Origin of the sequence: Pseudomonas fluorescens, from assembly GCF_041354075.1 — a bacterium.
GTDB classification, from domain to species: Bacteria; Pseudomonadota; Gammaproteobacteria; order Pseudomonadales; family Pseudomonadaceae; genus Aquipseudomonas; species Aquipseudomonas fluorescens_CE.
The window spans coordinates 65471-81573 of record NZ_JARZGC010000006.1 but is presented as its reverse complement, the minus strand read 5'-3'; the positions used below and the strand labels follow the sequence as shown (position 1 = coordinate 81573).

The following is a 16103-nucleotide window of genomic DNA, read 5'->3' as shown; positions in this document are numbered from 1 at the left end:
GGGCATTTTTATTGTTTTTATCAGGTGTATCCCGAATCCCCTGTAGGAGCGAGCATGCTCGCTCCTACAGGGGTTTCGATGTTCCGTTGGGGGGTGTGAACAATCCATAGAGTGTTGTTCAGTATTGTTCATTGTCAACGCCCGGGCTGTTCAAATGTTCAATCCAAGTTGTTCATTTCTGTTCAGCAACGAACGCGTTTTTTCCGCATTTTTTCGAGTTTCCGAGACAGATCAACCACTTGCATTTTCTGGCACGAAAGTCGCTCTTAAGCTCCGGTCGCTTGACTCCAATAATAAAAAGGCCGAGCCATGTCACTCACCCTGGAGCACGTCAGCCGTACCGTCGAGGGCCAGACCTGGATCGATGATGCGTGCCTGAGTTTCGAACCTGGATCCTTCAATGTTTTGCTCGGTCGCACGCTGTCCGGCAAAACCAGCCTCATGCGTCTGATGGCCGGTCTGGACAAGCCCGACAGCGGCCGCATCCTGATGAACGGCGTTGATGTCACCCAGCGACCGGTGCGCTTGCGCAACGTCTCGATGGTGTATCAGCAGTTCATCAACTACCCGACCATGACCGTGTTCGAGAACATCGCCTCGCCCCTGCGCCAGGCCGGGATGGGCAACGAACAGATTCAGAGCAAAGTGCTGGAAACCGCGAAGATGCTGCGCATCGAGAAGTTTCTGCAGCGCTACCCGCTGGAACTTTCCGGTGGCCAGCAGCAGCGCACTGCCATGGCCCGGGCACTGGTCAAGGACGCTGAGCTGATCCTGTTCGATGAGCCGCTGGTCAACCTCGATTACAAGCTGCGCGAAGAACTGCGCCAGGAAATGCGCGAGCTGTTCAAGGCGCGGCACACCATTGCCGTCTATGCCACCACCGAGCCCAATGAGGCACTGGCGCTGGGCGGCACCACCACCATTCTTCATGAAGGGCGGATCATCCAGAGCGGCAAGGCGTCCGAGGTGTACCACCAGCCGCAGACCGTGCTCGCCGCCGAACTGTTCTCCGAACCACCGATCAACCTGATGCCCGGGCGGATCGCCGGCAACGAAGTCAGCTTCGCCAATTTCGTGCATTTTCCGCTGAACGTGGACCTGCGCCCGGTGGGCGAGGGCGAATTCCGTTTCGGTGTGCGCCCCAGCCATATCTCGCTGGTGCCCAGCAACGATGACGACCTTGAACTGGCGGTGACCGTCGAGGTGGCCGAGATCAGCGGTTCGGAAACCTTCCTGCACGTGCGCAACGAGCATTTTCTGCTGGTGCTGCACCTGCCGGGGGTCCACGAATACGACGTCGATGCGCCGATCCGCATCTACATCCCGACCCATAAACTGTTTGTGTTCGACGCGCAGGGACGCCTGGTCCAGGCGCCCGGTCGCCGTATCGCGAGGGTTGCCTGATGGCCGAAATCCGTTTGCAGAACCTCGCCCACAGCTACACCCGCACGCCCAGTGGTCCTGAGGATTACGCGATCCGCGAGATGGACCACATCTGGGAGCAGGGCGGCGCCTTCGCCTTGCTCGGGCCTTCAGGCTGCGGCAAATCGACCTTGCTCAACATCATTTCCGGCTTGCTCAGCCCGTCCCAGGGTCATGTGTTGTTCGATGGCAAGGCAGTCAACGACCTGACGCCGGAAAAACGCAACATCGCTCAGGTGTTCCAGTTTCCGGTGGTCTACGACACCATGACGGTGTTCGACAACCTGGCGTTCCCCCTGCGCAACCAGGGCATGGCCGAAGCGAAAATCCACAGCAAGGTGCAGGAAATCGCCGAGGTCCTGGACCTGCAGAACCTGCTCGGCAAAAAGGCGCGCAACCTGACCGCCGACGAAAAGCAGAAGGTTTCCATGGGCCGCGGGCTGGTTCGTGATGACGTGTCGGCGATCCTGTTCGACGAGCCGCTGACGGTGATCGACCCGCACCTGAAGTGGAAGCTGCGGCGCAAGCTCAAGCAGATCCATGAGCAGTTCAACATCACCATGGTCTACGTGACTCACGATCAGTTGGAGGCCTCGACCTTCGCCGACAAGATCGCGGTGATGTACGGCGGGCAGATCGTGCAGTTCGGCACGCCCCGGGAGCTGTTCGAGCGCCCGAGCCATACGTTTGTCGGCTATTTCATTGGCAGCCCGGGGATGAACCTGATCGAAGTGCAGCGCCAGCCCGGTGGCGTCGGGTTCGCCTCGACCCATCTGCCGCTGTCCGAAGCCATGCAGAAACGCATCGACGAGTCCACCTGGCAAACCCTCAAGATCGGCATTCGACCGGAGTTCGTCCACGTCTGGGACGAGCCGTTCGATGACGCCTTGCAGGCAAAAGTCGTGTATGTCGAAGACCTCGGCACCTACAAGATCATGACCCTGAACCTCGACGGCGCGCCCTTGAAAGTGCGCCTGGCCGAAGACAAACCGGTGCCTGAGGGCACGGCGTACATCAGTTTTCCGGCGCAATGGCTGATGGTCTATGCCGACGAATTCCTGCTGGAACCACACGCGATCGGGGAGGTTCAGCCATGAACAAGGTGCAGAACAACAAGGCCTGGTGGCTGGTGCTGCCGGTGTTCCTGCTGGTGGCGTTCAGTGCGGTGATCCCGATGATGACCGTGGTCAACTACTCGGTTCAGGACATCTTCGACCAGTCCAGCCGCTACTTCGTCGGTGCCGACTGGTACAAGCAGGTGCTCCTCGACCCGCGCCTGCATGACTCATTGCTGCGCCAGTTCATCTATTCGGCCTGCGTGCTGCTGATCGAAATCCCGCTGGGGATCGGCATTGCCTTGACCATGCCGACCAAGGGCCGCTGGTCCTCGGTGGTGTTGATCGTCCTGGCCATTCCGCTGCTGATCCCGTGGAACGTGGTCGGCACGATCTGGCAGATCTTCGGTCGGGCGGACATCGGCCTGCTGGGTTCGGCCCTCAACGCGATGGGTATCAGCTACAACTATGCCGCGAACACCATGGACGCCTGGGTCACGGTGCTGGTGATGGACGTGTGGCACTGGACATCGCTGGTGGCGCTGTTGTGTTTCTCCGGTCTGCGGGCCATTCCGGACGTGTATTACCAGGCGGCGCGCATTGACCGGGCTTCGTCCTGGGCGGTGTTTCGGCACATCCAGTTGCCCAAGCTCAAGAGCGTGTTGCTGATCGCGGTGATGCTGCGCTTCATGGACAGCTTCATGATCTACACCGAACCCTTCGTGCTAACGGGCGGCGGGCCGGGCAATGCCACGACCTTCCTCAGCCAGACCCTGACGCAGATGGCGGTCGGGCAATTTGACCTGGGGCCGGCGGCGGCCTTTTCGCTGGTGTACTTCCTGATCATCCTGTTGGTGTCCTGGCTGTTCTACACCGCCATGACTCACTCTGACGCCAACCGTTGAGGCCCGCGCCATGAGCAAAAGAAAGCTGATTCCGTTGCTGTTGTACATCCTGTTCGTGCTGGTGCCGATCTACTGGCTGTTGAACATGTCGTTCAAGAGCAACACTGAAATCCTGGGTGGCCTGACGCTGTTCCCACAGGATTTCACCCTGGCCAACTACAAGGTGATCTTCACCGACCCGAGCTGGTACACCGGTTACATCAACTCGGCCTACTACGTGACCCTGAACACGATCATTTCCCTGAGCGTGGCGTTGCCGGCGGCCTATGCGTTCTCGCGCTACCGCTTCCTGGGCGACAAGCACCTGTTCTTCTGGCTGTTGACCAACCGCATGGCGCCACCGGCGGTGTTCCTGCTGCCGTTTTTCCAACTGTATTCTTCGATTGGCCTGTTCGACACCCATATCGCCGTGGCGTTGGCGCACTGCCTGTTCAACGTGCCCCTGGCGGTGTGGATTCTTGAAGGCTTCATGTCCGGTGTGCCCAAGGAAATCGACGAAACCGCCTACATCGATGGCTACAGCTTTCCAAAATTCTTCGTGAAGATCTTCATCCCTCTGATCGGCTCCGGCATCGGCGTAACGGCGTTTTTCTGCTTCATGTTCTCCTGGGTCGAATTGTTGCTGGCGCGCACCCTGACGTCGGTGAATGCCAAGCCGATCGCGGCGGTCATGACCCGCACGGTGTCTGCGTCCGGTATCGACTGGGGGGTGCTGGCGGCGGCGGGGGTGTTGACCATCCTGCCCGGCATGCTGGTGATCTGGTTTGTCCGTAACCATGTGGCCAAGGGCTTTGCCTTGGGCCGGGTATGAGGAGCTGATGATGGAATGGATGAGCTGGACCGTCCCGACGGCGGCATTCTTCAGTGTGATCGCGTTGATCCTGGTGGTCATGACGACCTGGGAGCTGCGTTCGCCAAGCGTCCTTCGCCGTGGTTTTTTACCGATTGCCACCACCCGTGGCGATCGTTTGTTCATCGGTCTTCTCGGCAGCGCCTACCTGCATTTGCTGGTCATCGGCGTAACCGACTGGAGCATCTGGGTGGCGTTCGCGTTGTCCCTGGTGTGGCTGTTGGCTGTGATGCGTTGGGGCTAGTCGAATCGCTCGGCAATGTTGCTCCGAAATCTAAACAGGAGGTCTCTATGTTCGACAAAAACAATAAGCTGCGACATAGCATTTCATTGGCAGCCATGCTGGCACTCAGCGGTTTGAGCGCTTCGGCGTGGGCCGATGCCTACGAGGATGCGGCGAAGAAATGGATTGGAAGCGAATTCAAGCCGTCCACCCTGACGGCCGAGCAGCAGTTGGAGGAGTTGAAGTGGTTCATCAAGGCGGCCGAGCCGTTTCGCGGGATGAACATCAAGGTGGTCTCGGAAACCATCGCCACCCACGAATACGAGTCCAAGGTGCTGGCCAAGGCCTTCAGCGAGATCACCGGGATCAAGCTGACCCACGACCTGTTGCAGGAAGGCGACGTGGTGGAGAAGCTGCAGACCGTGATGCAGTCCGACAAGAGCATCTATGACGGTTGGGTCAACGACTCGGACCTGATCGGTACGCACTTTCGCTACGGCAAGACCGAGTCGATCACCGACCTGATGGCCAACGAGGGCAAGAACTTCACCTCGCCGACCCTGGACCTCAAGGATTTCATCGGCATTTCGTTCACCACCGCGCCTGACGGCAAGATCTATCAACTGCCCGACCAGCAGTTCGCCAACCTGTACTGGTTCCGCGCCGACTGGTTCGAGCGCGCCGACCTCAAGGCCAAGTTCAAGGAAAAGTACGGCTATGAACTGGGCGTGCCGGTGAACTGGTCGGCCTATGAAGACATCGCCAAGTTCTTCAGCGAGGACGTCAAGGAAATCGACGGCAAGCGCGTCTACGGGCACATGGACTACGGCAAGAAAGACCCGTCCCTGGGCTGGCGCTTCACCGATGCCTGGTTCTCCATGGCCGGGGGTGGCGACAAGGGCCTGCCCAATGGTCTGCCGGTGGACGAGTGGGGCATCCGCGTCGAGGACTGCCACCCCGTGGGTTCCAGCGTGACGCGGGGGGGCGATACCAATGGTCCGGCGGCGGTGTTCGCGACCACCAAATACGTGGACTGGTTGAAAAAATATGCGCCGCCGGAAGCGGCGGGCATGACCTTCTCCGAATCGGGCCCCGTGCCTTCCCAGGGCAACATTGCCCAGCAGATCTTCTGGTACACCGCGTTCACCGCCGACATGACCAAGCCGGGTTTGGCGGTGATGAACGCCGATGGCACGCCGAAGTGGCGCATGGCACCTTCGCCGAAGGGGCCGTACTGGGAAGAGGGCATGAAGCTGGGGTATCAGGATGTGGGTTCCTGGACGTTCATGAAGTCCACGCCTGAGAAGCAGAAACTGGCGGCCTGGCTGTATGCGCAGTTCGTGACCTCGAAAACCGTGTCGCTGAAGAAAACCATCGTGGGTCTGACGCCGATCCGCGAGTCGGACATCAACTCGCAGGCGATGACCGACCTGGCGCCGAAACTCGGTGGCCTGGTGGAGTTCTACCGCAGCCCGGCCCGTGTGCAATGGTCGCCGACCGGGACCAACGTGCCGGATTATCCACGCCTGGCGCAACTGTGGTGGAGCCACATCGCCGAAGCGGCCAGCGGCGAGAAAACCCCGCAGCAGGCGCTGGACGGCCTGGCCAAGGATCAGGACGCGATCATGACCCGTCTGGAGCGCTCGAAGGCACAAGCCACTTGCGCGCCGAAGATGAACCCCGAGCGTGATGCGCAGTACTGGTTCGACCAACCGGGTGCACCGAAACCGAAACTGGCGAACGAAAAACCTCAGGGCGAAACCGTGAACTACAACGAACTGCTGAAATCCTGGGCGGATGCGCGCAAGTAATATCAGCTCAACCCTGCAGAACGGCACCTTCGGGTGCCGTTTTTTTAACCCACACTTTCACGCTTCAGCGCTTGGCGCACCGCCTTCAGAATCGACGGCTCGAAGGCATCGTGGCCCGCATCGAACAGCCGGAACTGCAACGGGTGACGGCGCCGCAGCCAGCGCACGCTGGCCATGCCGAGTTCATCGCGGGTGCCCTGGATCACGAGTGTGTTGGCATCGACGCAAAGCACTTCGTTCGCGCGGGTGAAAAAATAGTCGTTGAGGTGGTAATGCAATTCCACGCGGATGGCACGCACGGCTTCCTCGTCGACGAAGCTGGCCAAGGCGCGGGGCGACATCGATTGCCCGCTCAGGTACAGCGACGCCCGTATCCAGTGCAGCGCCGCATGGCGCTGTTGCAGGGCACAACCGTGATTGAGCACCTGGTAGATGGCGGCGGCAGTGCTGGCGCACGTCGCGTGATGGATGGCACCCAGGGCGTTGGACAAGTTGGCGTCGTAGGCGCTGACGTTTTGCGCAAAGGGTACGAACAACGAGGCCAATGTGGTCTTCAACACCGCCTGGGGATAGCGTTGCTGGTATTGAATGGCCAGCCAGGTGCCCCAGGAGACGCCCAGCAGGCTGATTCTTTCGAAGCCCAGGTGCTGACGCAGGCATTCGATGTCTTCGACGCAATGCCCCGTGTCGTTACGCTCGCGTTCGCCGTGGGGAAACGAGCGGCCGCAGCCCCGTTGATCGAAGAAAACAATGTCGAAACGCTGCGGATCGAAAAACTCCAGATGATGGCGCTGAGTGCTGCTGCCCGGTCCGCCATGGAGAAAGAAAATCGGTTCGCCGCCCGGTGTGCCGCAGCGTTCCCAGTAGATCTGATGGCCGTCATCGGTCGGGTAGTAGCCGTGAGTCAGCATGGCTCGGGCACTCGCAGTCGGTAGAACTGAAACAGTTCTGCCGCCCCATGATGGCGGACTGCGGGCTCGATCATGGTTGCCGAACGGTCTGATCCCGGAGACTGGCGATCTGCGAGTGTGTCGGCCAGGTGCCTGCCCGGACCCAAGGTCTCCAGTTCGGCTTGAACCCTTTGTCTGGCCTGTTCCAGGGTGAGTTCTCGTTGCGCACAGGTAAAACTGTCCATGGTTCAATCCCTTGAAAAACAGCGACGGGCTCCCTGTAGGAGCGGACTTGTCCGCGAGGATCGCCAACGATGACGCTGGGTGGATGATTCCCTGCGGCGTTCGTGCGACTTTGCGAACAAGTCCGCGCTTTCAGGCCGAATTTTCCTGTTGTTGAATGACGTGCTCAATCAACCACGGAGCAACTGTATTAACCGCAAGTTGCCCGGTCAAAAGTGTCCGGAAGTGTCAATTCTGCGTTTGAGGGAAGCGGAAAAACGTACACACGAAACGGCGATTGACGATATTGATTCGCAAAACTGGGCACTCGCGACGTCGATAACCGCGAGTCTTCAACGAATTTGGCGAATCACACGTGGGAATTTTCAGCGACAGGCAGGGATAAATCTGGAGGAAGCGCTGTTCACGGTTTTTTGGGGGGATGCGTAGCGATTTTTCCTACCGGGTCAGCAGGCTCCTCCGACAGGAATACCGAGGATGCATGCTCTTTGGGTTGGAGTATTCAAGTCAGTGCGGCGAGTTGTTCGATCGTCTGCGGAAAGCGCTCGACCAGTCGGATCAGGGTCGTGGCCTGGGCATTGGGCGTCGCCCGTCCCTGTTCCCAGTTTTCCAGCGTGCGGGTGTTGGTCCTCAGGTACATGGCGAACACCGACCGGGAAAGGTTGAGCTGTTGGCGGATGGCGACAACCTCTTCGGCGGTGATGGGCATCAGTTTGGGCAACTGAACCTTGTGGGTTCGCAGGGTGATCTTGCCTTGGCGCTCGTCAGCGAGGGCGTCGAGGCCATCCATCAATTCGGTAAAAATGTCACGCTTCATAGTGGGATCTCGTGTTGATTTCGCTGTTCAGTGCTTGCCTTAAACGTTTTCGCTGCAAGGACGACAGGTCATCCTGCTCATCTTTGCCATAGACGGTGAACAACCAGGACTGGTCGAAGCCGGACCACCAGTAATAAATCACCCGCAACCCGCCACGCTTGCCTTTGCCTCGTCGTTGATCGCAGAAGCGAATTTTGCGCAGTCCACCGGTACCCTCGATCAGGTCACCCGCTTCGGGGTTTTTCAGCAGTTCCAACTGAAAGCTGCGAAACAGATCGTCGTCCAGGTAGTCGTCCCGATATTTGTGAAACATAGGTAATTCGACAAAAAGAGCATCCATATTCTGTACGTCAACTGCGTATAGTTTTGCGCCGATCATTGAAACGGTCAATGCCTCCAGCCCAACCGTTCGTCCCTGAATTCAACGGTAGACGCCGCCCCTAAAAACGCCCGTAGGACGATTCGTCTGCTGTAAGGGGAGCTTTCGGAGATTGCGAGGGGAGGGGCAAAAACAGGAACACATCCACAAACGCAAACACGGCACCGCAGTGTGCCGTTGTTGTTTGTGACGCAGCTGGGAAGTGAGCAAGCCGAAGCGAGGCCTAAATCAGGATAGCCAATTCGGTATATCTGGCGACCATGGGGTCTGCGGTGAGAAGTTTCATAGGCTCTGTTATGGCGGCAGCCACGATCAGGCGATCGAACGGGTCTCGATGATGGTATTCCAGGTCCTTCACGGCGATAGCGTGTTCGAAGGACACGGCTAGTTCGATAAAGCCACTGTCCACGCAGTGTTGTCGGATTTCCTCCAGGTCAACGCTCAGCTTTCCCAAGCTGACCTTTATTGCCATCTCCCAGAACGTCGCGGCGCTGACGTAGATTTCTGCGGCGTTGTTGATGAGCATTCGGGCCTTGTCCGATAATCTGTGGTCGTCAGCGAGTGCCCAGAGCAGGACATGGGTATCGAGCAAAACCCTCATGGTCGATGGCCTTCGAAGGCCTCCAGCAGATCATCCGGCAAGGGTGAATCAAAATCATCGGTTAGCACGATCTTGCCTTTCATCGCCCCAATTCGTTGTCCGCGCGGCCTCTCCACGGGTACCAGACGAGCCATGGGGCGACCGTGTTTGGCAATCGTGATGATTTGCCCGGCGGCGGCGTCATCGACAAGTTTGGACAGGTTGTTTTTGGCTTCGGCCAACGGAACGATGATCATGTGTTGCCTCCCTGGTTCTGGACAAATATAGCCAGATTTTTCCAGGGCGGCAAAGTCGTGCAAGCTCTCCTTACAACTCAACGACGATTGGACGGATCGGGTGGGGGTGTAACGAAAAGGGCGCTCCCTGCCGTTGGGCGCGGCGGCCGCGGAATCAATGCAGCAAACCCATTCATCAAAAATGTCGCGTTTCATCGTGTTCTGACCTCGTTCTTATCTGGGGGGTCATGAACGATAAGCCCAACGCTTAAATATTGGCTGTAGGACAAGCCGGGCAATGCTGCGAGAGCTTTCGGGAATTGGGGCCATGGAGCGAAAACGGTAACAAATCCCACAAACGAAAAAACGGCACCCGAAGGTGCCGTTTCTGTTTGCTGCCGTGTTTCGCTAGGCGATCAACCCGCCAGTACCGCCTGCTGAACCAGTGTCAGCAATGGCTGTGGGTACAAGCCGAGGAAGAAGGCCAGGAGGGCGATGGCCAGCAGCATGACGCCGCCTGCCTTCTGTTCCCAGTGCAGCTGGGCGTCGTGGCGACGCAGGTTCGGTTCGATCAGGTACAGGGTGACCATCACACGCAGGTAGTAGAACACGCCGATGGCGCTGCCCAGTACCAGGGAACCCACCAGCCACCATTGGTGCGACTCGACACCGGTGGCGATGATGTAGAACTTGCCGATGAAGCCTGCGGTCAGCGGGATACCGGCCAGGGACAGCATCATCACGGTCAGGACGGCGGTCAGGTACGGACGGCGCCAGAACAGGCCACGGTATTCGTACAGGGCATCCGCATCGCGACCGTTGTACGGCGACGACATCAGGGTAATCACGCCGAAGGCACCGAGGCTGGTGATCACGTAGGTGACCAGGTACACGCCGATGGCTTCCACCGCCAGGCCCTTGCTTGCCACCAGGGCGATCAGCAGGTAACCGAAGTGGGCGATGGACGAGTAACCCAGCAGACGCTTGAGGTTGCTCTGGGTCAGCGCCAGCAGGTTACCGAACAGGATCGAGACCACAGCAATGACGCTCAGCACGTCGCTGAGCACGCCACTGCTGGCGGCAGGCGAGAGCTGGAACAGGCGCACCATCACCGCGAACACGGCGACTTTCGAGGCGGTTGCCAGGAACGCGGCGACCGGTGCCGGAGCACCTTCATACACGTCCGGCGTCCACAGGTGGAACGGTACCAGCGACAGCTTGAACGCCAGGCCGATCAGCATCATGCCCAGGCCCAGTTGCGCCAGTGCACTCGGCAGCCCGGTGGCCGCCAGGGCCTGGCCAATGCCGACGAAGCTCAGGGAACCGGCGTCAGCGTAGAGCAGGGCCATACCGAACAACAGGAACGCGGAGCCGGCGGCGGACAGCACCATGTACTTGATACCGGCTTCCAGCGAACGCTTGTTGAAGAAGGCATAGGCCACCAGGCCGTAGACCGGAACCGACAGCAACTCCAGACCGATGAACAAGCCGGCCAGGTGCTGCGCGCTGACCAGAACCAGGCCACCGGCGGCGGCCATCAGGATCAGCAGGTACAGTTCTTCGCGGTTGCCCGGGTAGCCCGAACCGCCATCACCGAGGTAGGCGTGGGCGAGGGTGACGCAGGCGAGGGTGGCGACCAGGATCAGCGCCATGTACAGGCAGGCAAAGGTGTCGACTTGCAGCAAGGGGGTCACGGCCAGGGGCGCGACTTTCAGTGCCGGCAGGATCGACAGCAACGCCAGGTTCAGACCCGCCACGGAAATCAGGAAGGTCTGCGAGTGGTTGCGACGCCAGGCGATCGCCAGCATCACCACGATAATGGTGAGGCTGGTGATCAACAGTGGCGCAAGCGCAATAAAGTGTTGAATCGTGAATTCCATAGCGCTCTTACCGGGCCGAAGCGAGTTGAGTGAAGGCGGTGCCGAGCCATTGCTGCACGCCATGCATCGTCGCAGCAGAGGTGTCGAGGAACGGTTGCGGGTAGACGCCGATGTAGATCAGCAGCACCGCCAGACCGACCACCATGATCAGTTCGCGAGCATCCATGCCGTGCAGCACCGCGTCCGATTTGGACGGGCCGAAGTACGCACGGTGAATCATGATCAGCGAGTAGACCGAACCGAATACCAGACCGGACGTCGCGATCGCGGTGATCCATGGCGAGGCGGCGAAGGTGCCGATCAGGATCAGGAACTCGCCGACGAAGTTGCCGGTGCCCGGCAAGCCCAGGGACGCGGCGGCAAAGAACAGGCTGATGGCCGGCAGGTAAGCGATCTTCGACCACAGGCCACCCATTTCACGCATGTCGCGGGTGTGGGTACGTTCGTACAACTGACCACTCAGGATAAACAGTGCCGCGGCGGATACACCGTGCGCCAGCATCTGGATCACGGCGCCCTGCAGCGCCAGTTGGCTGCCGGAGTAGATGCCGATCAGTACGAAGCCCATGTGGGAAACGGACGAGAAGGCAATCAGGCGCTTGATGTCGGTTTGTGCGAAGGCCAGGAAGGCGCCGTAGAAAATCCCGATCAGACCGAGGGTCATGGCAATCGGCGCAAACTCTGCCGAGGCATTCGGGAACAGCGGCAGGGCGAAACGCAGCAGGCCGTAGGCCGCCGTTTTCAGCAGGATACCGGCGAGGTCGACCGAACCTGCGGTCGGCGCCTGGGCGTGAGCGTCAGGCAACCAGGAGTGGAACGGCACGACCGGCAGTTTCACCGCGAAGGCGATGAAGAAACCGAGCATCAGGATGTACTCGGTGGTCGTCGACATCTTGACCTTCAACAGGTCGGCGTAGTTGAAGGTGATCACGCCGGTGTTGTTGAAGTTGACCAGCACCAGACCGAGGATCGCCACCAGCATGATCAGGCCGGAGGCCTGGGTGAAGATGAAGAACTTGGTCGCGGCGTAGATCCGGGTTTTCTTGCCATCCGAAGAGCTGTGACCCCAGAGCGCGATGAGGAAGTACATCGGCACCAGCATCATTTCCCAGAAGAAGAAGAACATGAACAGGTCGAGGGCGAGGAACACGCCGACGACACCGCCCAGGATCCACATCAGGTTCAGGTGGAAGAAACCGACGTGACGCTGGATCTCTTTCCACGAGCAGAGCACCGAGAGGATACCCAGCAGGCCGGTCAGCAGGATCATCAATAGCGACAGGCCGTCGAGGGCCAGGTGCACGTTGATGCCGAAGCGCTGAATCCAGACGTGCTTGAACTCCAGGGTCCAGGTCGGATCGGCACCCGGTGCCGGGGCAAATGAATAGTCACCGTGGGCCCACAGCCAGAGGCCGAGCGCGAGTTCCAGGGTCATGGTCAACAGCGCAATCCAGCGGGGGAGGGTGGCGCCGAAGCGCTCACCCATCCAGCACAGCAGGCCGCCGATGAAGGGGATCAGGATTAGCCAAGGCAGAATCATGACGGGCTCAATTCCTTTCGCAAGTTCGCAAGGTTCATATTCACACCGCTACCAGCACAATGGCGCCGATGACCAGCACGGAGCCGGCTGCCATCGAGGCCGCGTACCAACGCAGTTGACCGGTTTCGGTACGGCTCAGGGCGGTGTGACCGCCTTTGGCCATGCGCGGGATCAGGCCAATGGTCTGGTCGAGCGGGTCTTTGCGCAGGATGTGGCTGATCGCCAGATATGGCTTGACGAACAGTTTGTCGTAGATCCAGTCGAAGCCCCATGCCGCGAACCACCAGGCCGACAGGAAACGGCCGATGCCGCTGTTGGCGATGGCCGTGACAAAGCGACGCTTGCCGAGGAACAGCAGCGCAGCCAGCAGGATACCGGCCAGGGCGATGGCGCCCGAGGCGATTTCCAGGCTGTGCTTGGCTTCGCCGCCGGCATGGCCGACGCTTTGCGGCAGCACACCGTGCAGCGGCGGAGCGATCATGGCGCCGACGAAGGTCGACAGCACGATCAGCACCGACAGCGGCAACCAGTGGGCAATGCCGTGGCCGGCATGGGCTTCGGTCTTGGCTTCACCGTGGAACGCGATGAAGATCAGGCGGAAGGTGTACAGCGAGGTCATGAACGCGCCGACCAGACCTGCGTAAAGCAGACCCTGGTTGCCGCTGGCGAACGCTTCCCAGAGGATCTCGTCCTTGGAGTAGAAGCCTGCGGTGACCAGTGGCAGGGCCGCGAGGGCCGCGCCGCCGACGATGAAGCTGGCGTAGGCCAGTGGCAGTTTCTTCCACAGGCCGCCCATCTTGAAGATGTTCTGCTCGTGGTGGCAGGCAACGATCACCGCACCGGAGGCAAGGAACAGCAGGGCCTTGAAGAAGGCGTGGGTCATCAGGTGGAAAATCGCACCGTCCCAGGCACCGACGCCCAGCGCCAGGAACATGTAGCCGATCTGGCTCATGGTCGAGTAGGCGAGGATCCGCTTGATGTCGGTCTGCACCAGCGCGGCAAAGCCGGCCAGGACCAGGGTCACGCCACCGACGATGCCCACCAGGTGCAGGATCTCCGGCGCCAGGCTGAACAGACCGTGAGTACGGGCAATCAGGTAGACGCCCGCAGTCACCATGGTCGCGGCGTGGATCAGTGCCGACACCGGGGTAGGACCGGCCATCGCATCCGCCAGCCAGGTCTGCAGCGGCAGTTGTGCGGATTTACCGACAGCGCCACCCAGCAGCATCAGGGTCGCCAGCACCATCCAGAAGTCACCGGCCTGGAATTTCTGCGGCGCCAGCACCAGCAGCTCCTGGACGTTGAGCGTACCCAGCTGCACGAACAGGATGAACAGGCCGATGGCCATGAACACGTCGCCGATCCGGGTGACGATGAAGGCCTTGAGTGCCGCGTTGCCGTTGTTGCGGTTGCTGTAGTAGAAACCGATCAACAGGTACGAGCACAGGCCCACGCCTTCCCAGCCGAAGTACAGGAACAACAGGTTATCGCCCAGGATCAGGAACAGCATGCTGGCGATGAACAGGTTGGTGTAGGCGAAGAAGCGCGAGTAGCCGTCTTCACCGCGCATGTACCAGGACGCGAACAGGTGGATCAGGAAGCCCACGCCCACCACCACACCGAGCATGGTCACGGACAGGCCATCCAGGTACAGCGCGAAGTTCGGCGTGAAGCCTTCAACCGCCATCCACTGCCACAACACCTGGGTGTAGTGACCGCCTTCAGGCGGGGCGACATTGAATTGCCAGATCACGTAGGCGGTGACGATCGCCGACAGGCCGACCGAACCGACGCCGATCAGGGCGGCGAGGTTTTCCGAGAAGCGTCCACGGGAGAACGACAGCAGCAGGAAACCAATGAGAGGGAATACGAAAGTCAGAAAGAGTAGGTTCATCCGCGCATCTCACTGGCAGCGTCGATATCGAGCGTGTGGAAGCGGCGATACAGCTGCAACAGGATCGCCAGGCCGATACTGGCCTCGGCGGCTGCCAGGCTGATCACCAGGATGAACATGATCTGTCCATCCGGCTGTGCCCAGCGGCTACCGGCAACGATGAATGCCAGGGCGGAGGCGTTCATCATGACCTCCAGGCTCATCAGCACGAAAAGAATGTTGCGGCGCACCATCAGGCCGACCAGGCCGAGGCAGAACAGGATGCCGGCGACCGCCAGACCATGCTCCAAAGGGATAGCAGGCATCGTCATTGCTCCTTGGCTTCGTTGCGGCCCAGGTGGAACGCCGTGACGGCTGCGGCGAGCAGCAGCATCGAGGCGAGTTCGACCACCAGCAGGTAAGGGCCGAACAGGCTGATGCCCACGGCCTTGGCGTCTACGGTGGTATGGCCGATGGCCTGGCCGCTCTGGTGAGAGAACAGCACGTACAGCAGTTCCACCAGCAGCAGCGTGGCGAGCACCACCGGCCCACCCCAGATACCGGGCTTGAGCCAGACGCGTTCCTGCTGCACCGAGGCCGGGCCCAGGTTCAGCATCATGACCACGAACACGAACAGCACCATGATGGCGCCAGCGTAGGCGATCACTTCCAGGACACCGGCAAACGGTGCGCCGAGGGCGAAGAACGTCATGGCCACGGCGATCAGCGAAATGATCAGGTAGAGCAGGGCGTGCACGGGGTTGGTGTGGGTGACCACGCGAAGCGTGGAGACCACAGCGATACCCGATGCGAAATAGAAAGCGAATTCCATCTGTCTTCCTTAAGGCAGCAAGCTCTTCACGTTGATCGGTTCGGCTTCATTCTGCGCGGCGCCTTTTGGCTTGCCGGCAATCGCCATACCTGCAACACGATAGAAGTTGTAATCAGGGTTTTTGCCGGGGCCGGAGATCAGCAGATCTTCTTTCTCGTAAACCAGGTCCTGACGTTTGAACTCGGCCATCTCGAAATCCGGTGTCAGCTGGATCGCGGTGGTCGGGCAGGCTTCCTCGCAGAGGCCGCAGAAAATGCAGCGCGAGAAGTTGATGCGGAAGAAGTCCGGGTACCAGCGACCGTCTTCGGTTTCAGCTTTCTGCAGCGAGATGCACCCGACCGGACAGGCCACGGCGCACAGGTTGCAGGCTACGCAACGCTCTTCACCATCGGGGTCACGGGTCAGGACGATACGGCCACGGTAGCGCGGCGGCAGGTAGACCGGTTCTTCCGGGTACTGCAACGTGTCGCGCTTGCGGAAGGCGTGGCCGAAAATCATCACCAGGCTGCGAAGCTGGGTGTAGAGGCCATGCACGATGTCAAAAATGTACTTCATGATTCTCTATCC

At 59.9% G+C, this 16103-nt stretch carries 17 protein-coding genes; 6 read left to right on the top strand and 11 right to left on the bottom strand.

Annotated features, from left to right (window positions below):
• Positions 1-309: 309 nt before the first annotated feature.
• The 6 genes from QIW53_RS09805 to QIW53_RS09780 are packed head-to-tail and all read left to right on the top strand — an operon-like array spanning position 310 to position 6266.
• Positions 310-1404 carry an ABC transporter ATP-binding protein gene (locus tag QIW53_RS09805; RefSeq protein WP_371049463.1) on the top strand — a complete coding sequence of 365 codons (1095 nt, stop codon included), beginning with the start codon at positions 310-312 and terminating at the stop codon, positions 1402-1404.
• A complete protein-coding gene (locus QIW53_RS09800; protein WP_371049462.1) occupies positions 1404-2519 on the top strand; it encodes an ABC transporter ATP-binding protein in 1116 nt (371 codons plus the stop codon). The genes QIW53_RS09805 and QIW53_RS09800 overlap by 1 nt, the downstream gene beginning before the upstream one ends.
• On the top strand, positions 2516-3382 hold the full coding sequence (locus QIW53_RS09795; RefSeq protein WP_371049461.1) for a carbohydrate ABC transporter permease: 867 nt from the start codon (positions 2516-2518) through the stop codon (positions 3380-3382). Before QIW53_RS09800 ends, QIW53_RS09795 begins: the two co-directional genes overlap by 4 nt.
• A 10-nt stretch (positions 3383-3392) precedes the next feature.
• Positions 3393-4193 carry a carbohydrate ABC transporter permease gene (locus tag QIW53_RS09790; RefSeq protein ID WP_371049460.1) on the top strand — a complete coding sequence of 267 codons (801 nt, stop codon included), beginning with the start codon at positions 3393-3395 and terminating at the stop codon, positions 4191-4193.
• Positions 4194-4203: 10 nt separating this feature from the next.
• Positions 4204-4476, top strand: a complete 273-nt coding sequence (locus QIW53_RS09785; protein ID WP_371049459.1) for a DUF2160 domain-containing protein — start codon at positions 4204-4206, stop codon at positions 4474-4476.
• Between the two features lie 47 nt (positions 4477-4523).
• On the top strand, positions 4524-6266 hold the full coding sequence (locus tag QIW53_RS09780) for an ABC transporter substrate-binding protein (RefSeq protein ID WP_371049458.1): 1743 nt from the start codon (positions 4524-4526) through the stop codon (positions 6264-6266).
• Positions 6267-6310: 44 nt separating this feature from the next.
• On the opposite strand, the gene QIW53_RS09775 is transcribed toward QIW53_RS09780, so the two are convergent.
• From QIW53_RS09775 to nuoI, 11 genes are all read right to left on the bottom strand, one after another.
• Positions 6311-7177 (bottom strand): alpha/beta fold hydrolase, encoded by an 867-nt coding sequence (locus QIW53_RS09775; protein ID WP_371049457.1) that lies wholly within the window; start codon positions 7175-7177, stop codon positions 6311-6313.
• Positions 7178-7901: 724 nt separating this feature from the next.
• Entirely contained in the window at positions 7902-8216 is a 315-nt protein-coding gene (locus tag QIW53_RS09770) for a helix-turn-helix domain-containing protein (protein WP_371049456.1), read from the bottom strand.
• Positions 8206-8556, bottom strand: coding sequence for a toxin (locus QIW53_RS09765; RefSeq protein WP_371049670.1), 351 nt, complete (start codon positions 8554-8556; stop codon positions 8206-8208). The genes QIW53_RS09770 and QIW53_RS09765 overlap by 11 nt, the downstream gene beginning before the upstream one ends.
• A 262-nt stretch (positions 8557-8818) precedes the next feature.
• Complete coding sequence (locus QIW53_RS09760) at positions 8819-9196, bottom strand: type II toxin-antitoxin system VapC family toxin (RefSeq protein ID WP_371049455.1); 378 nt, start codon at positions 9194-9196, stop codon at positions 8819-8821.
• Positions 9193-9627: a type II toxin-antitoxin system Phd/YefM family antitoxin gene (locus QIW53_RS09755; protein ID WP_371049454.1), complete on the bottom strand. Its 435-nt coding sequence runs from the start codon at positions 9625-9627 to the stop codon at positions 9193-9195. Before QIW53_RS09755 ends, QIW53_RS09760 begins: the two co-directional genes overlap by 4 nt.
• A gap of 200 nt (positions 9628-9827) precedes the next feature.
• Positions 9828-11291 carry an NADH-quinone oxidoreductase subunit NuoN gene (gene nuoN, locus QIW53_RS09750; protein ID WP_371049453.1) on the bottom strand — a complete coding sequence of 488 codons (1464 nt, stop codon included), beginning with the start codon at positions 11289-11291 and terminating at the stop codon, positions 9828-9830.
• Positions 11292-11298: 7 nt separating this feature from the next.
• Positions 11299-12831 (bottom strand): NADH-quinone oxidoreductase subunit M, encoded by a 1533-nt coding sequence (gene nuoM, locus QIW53_RS09745; RefSeq protein WP_371049452.1) that lies wholly within the window; start codon positions 12829-12831, stop codon positions 11299-11301.
• Between the two features lie 40 nt (positions 12832-12871).
• On the bottom strand, positions 12872-14725 hold the full coding sequence (gene nuoL, locus QIW53_RS09740; protein WP_371049451.1) for an NADH-quinone oxidoreductase subunit L: 1854 nt from the start codon (positions 14723-14725) through the stop codon (positions 12872-12874).
• Positions 14722-15030 (bottom strand): NADH-quinone oxidoreductase subunit NuoK, encoded by a 309-nt coding sequence (gene nuoK / locus QIW53_RS09735; protein ID WP_007940879.1) that lies wholly within the window; start codon positions 15028-15030, stop codon positions 14722-14724. The genes nuoL and nuoK overlap by 4 nt, the downstream gene beginning before the upstream one ends.
• 2 nt (positions 15031-15032) lie before the next feature.
• Positions 15033-15536 (bottom strand): NADH-quinone oxidoreductase subunit J, encoded by a 504-nt coding sequence (gene nuoJ, locus QIW53_RS09730; protein ID WP_371049450.1) that lies wholly within the window; start codon positions 15534-15536, stop codon positions 15033-15035.
• 9 nt (positions 15537-15545) lie between these two features.
• A complete protein-coding gene (gene nuoI, locus QIW53_RS09725; RefSeq protein ID WP_201190678.1) occupies positions 15546-16091 on the bottom strand; it encodes an NADH-quinone oxidoreductase subunit NuoI in 546 nt (181 codons plus the stop codon).
• Between the last annotated feature and the right edge of the window lie 12 nt (positions 16092-16103).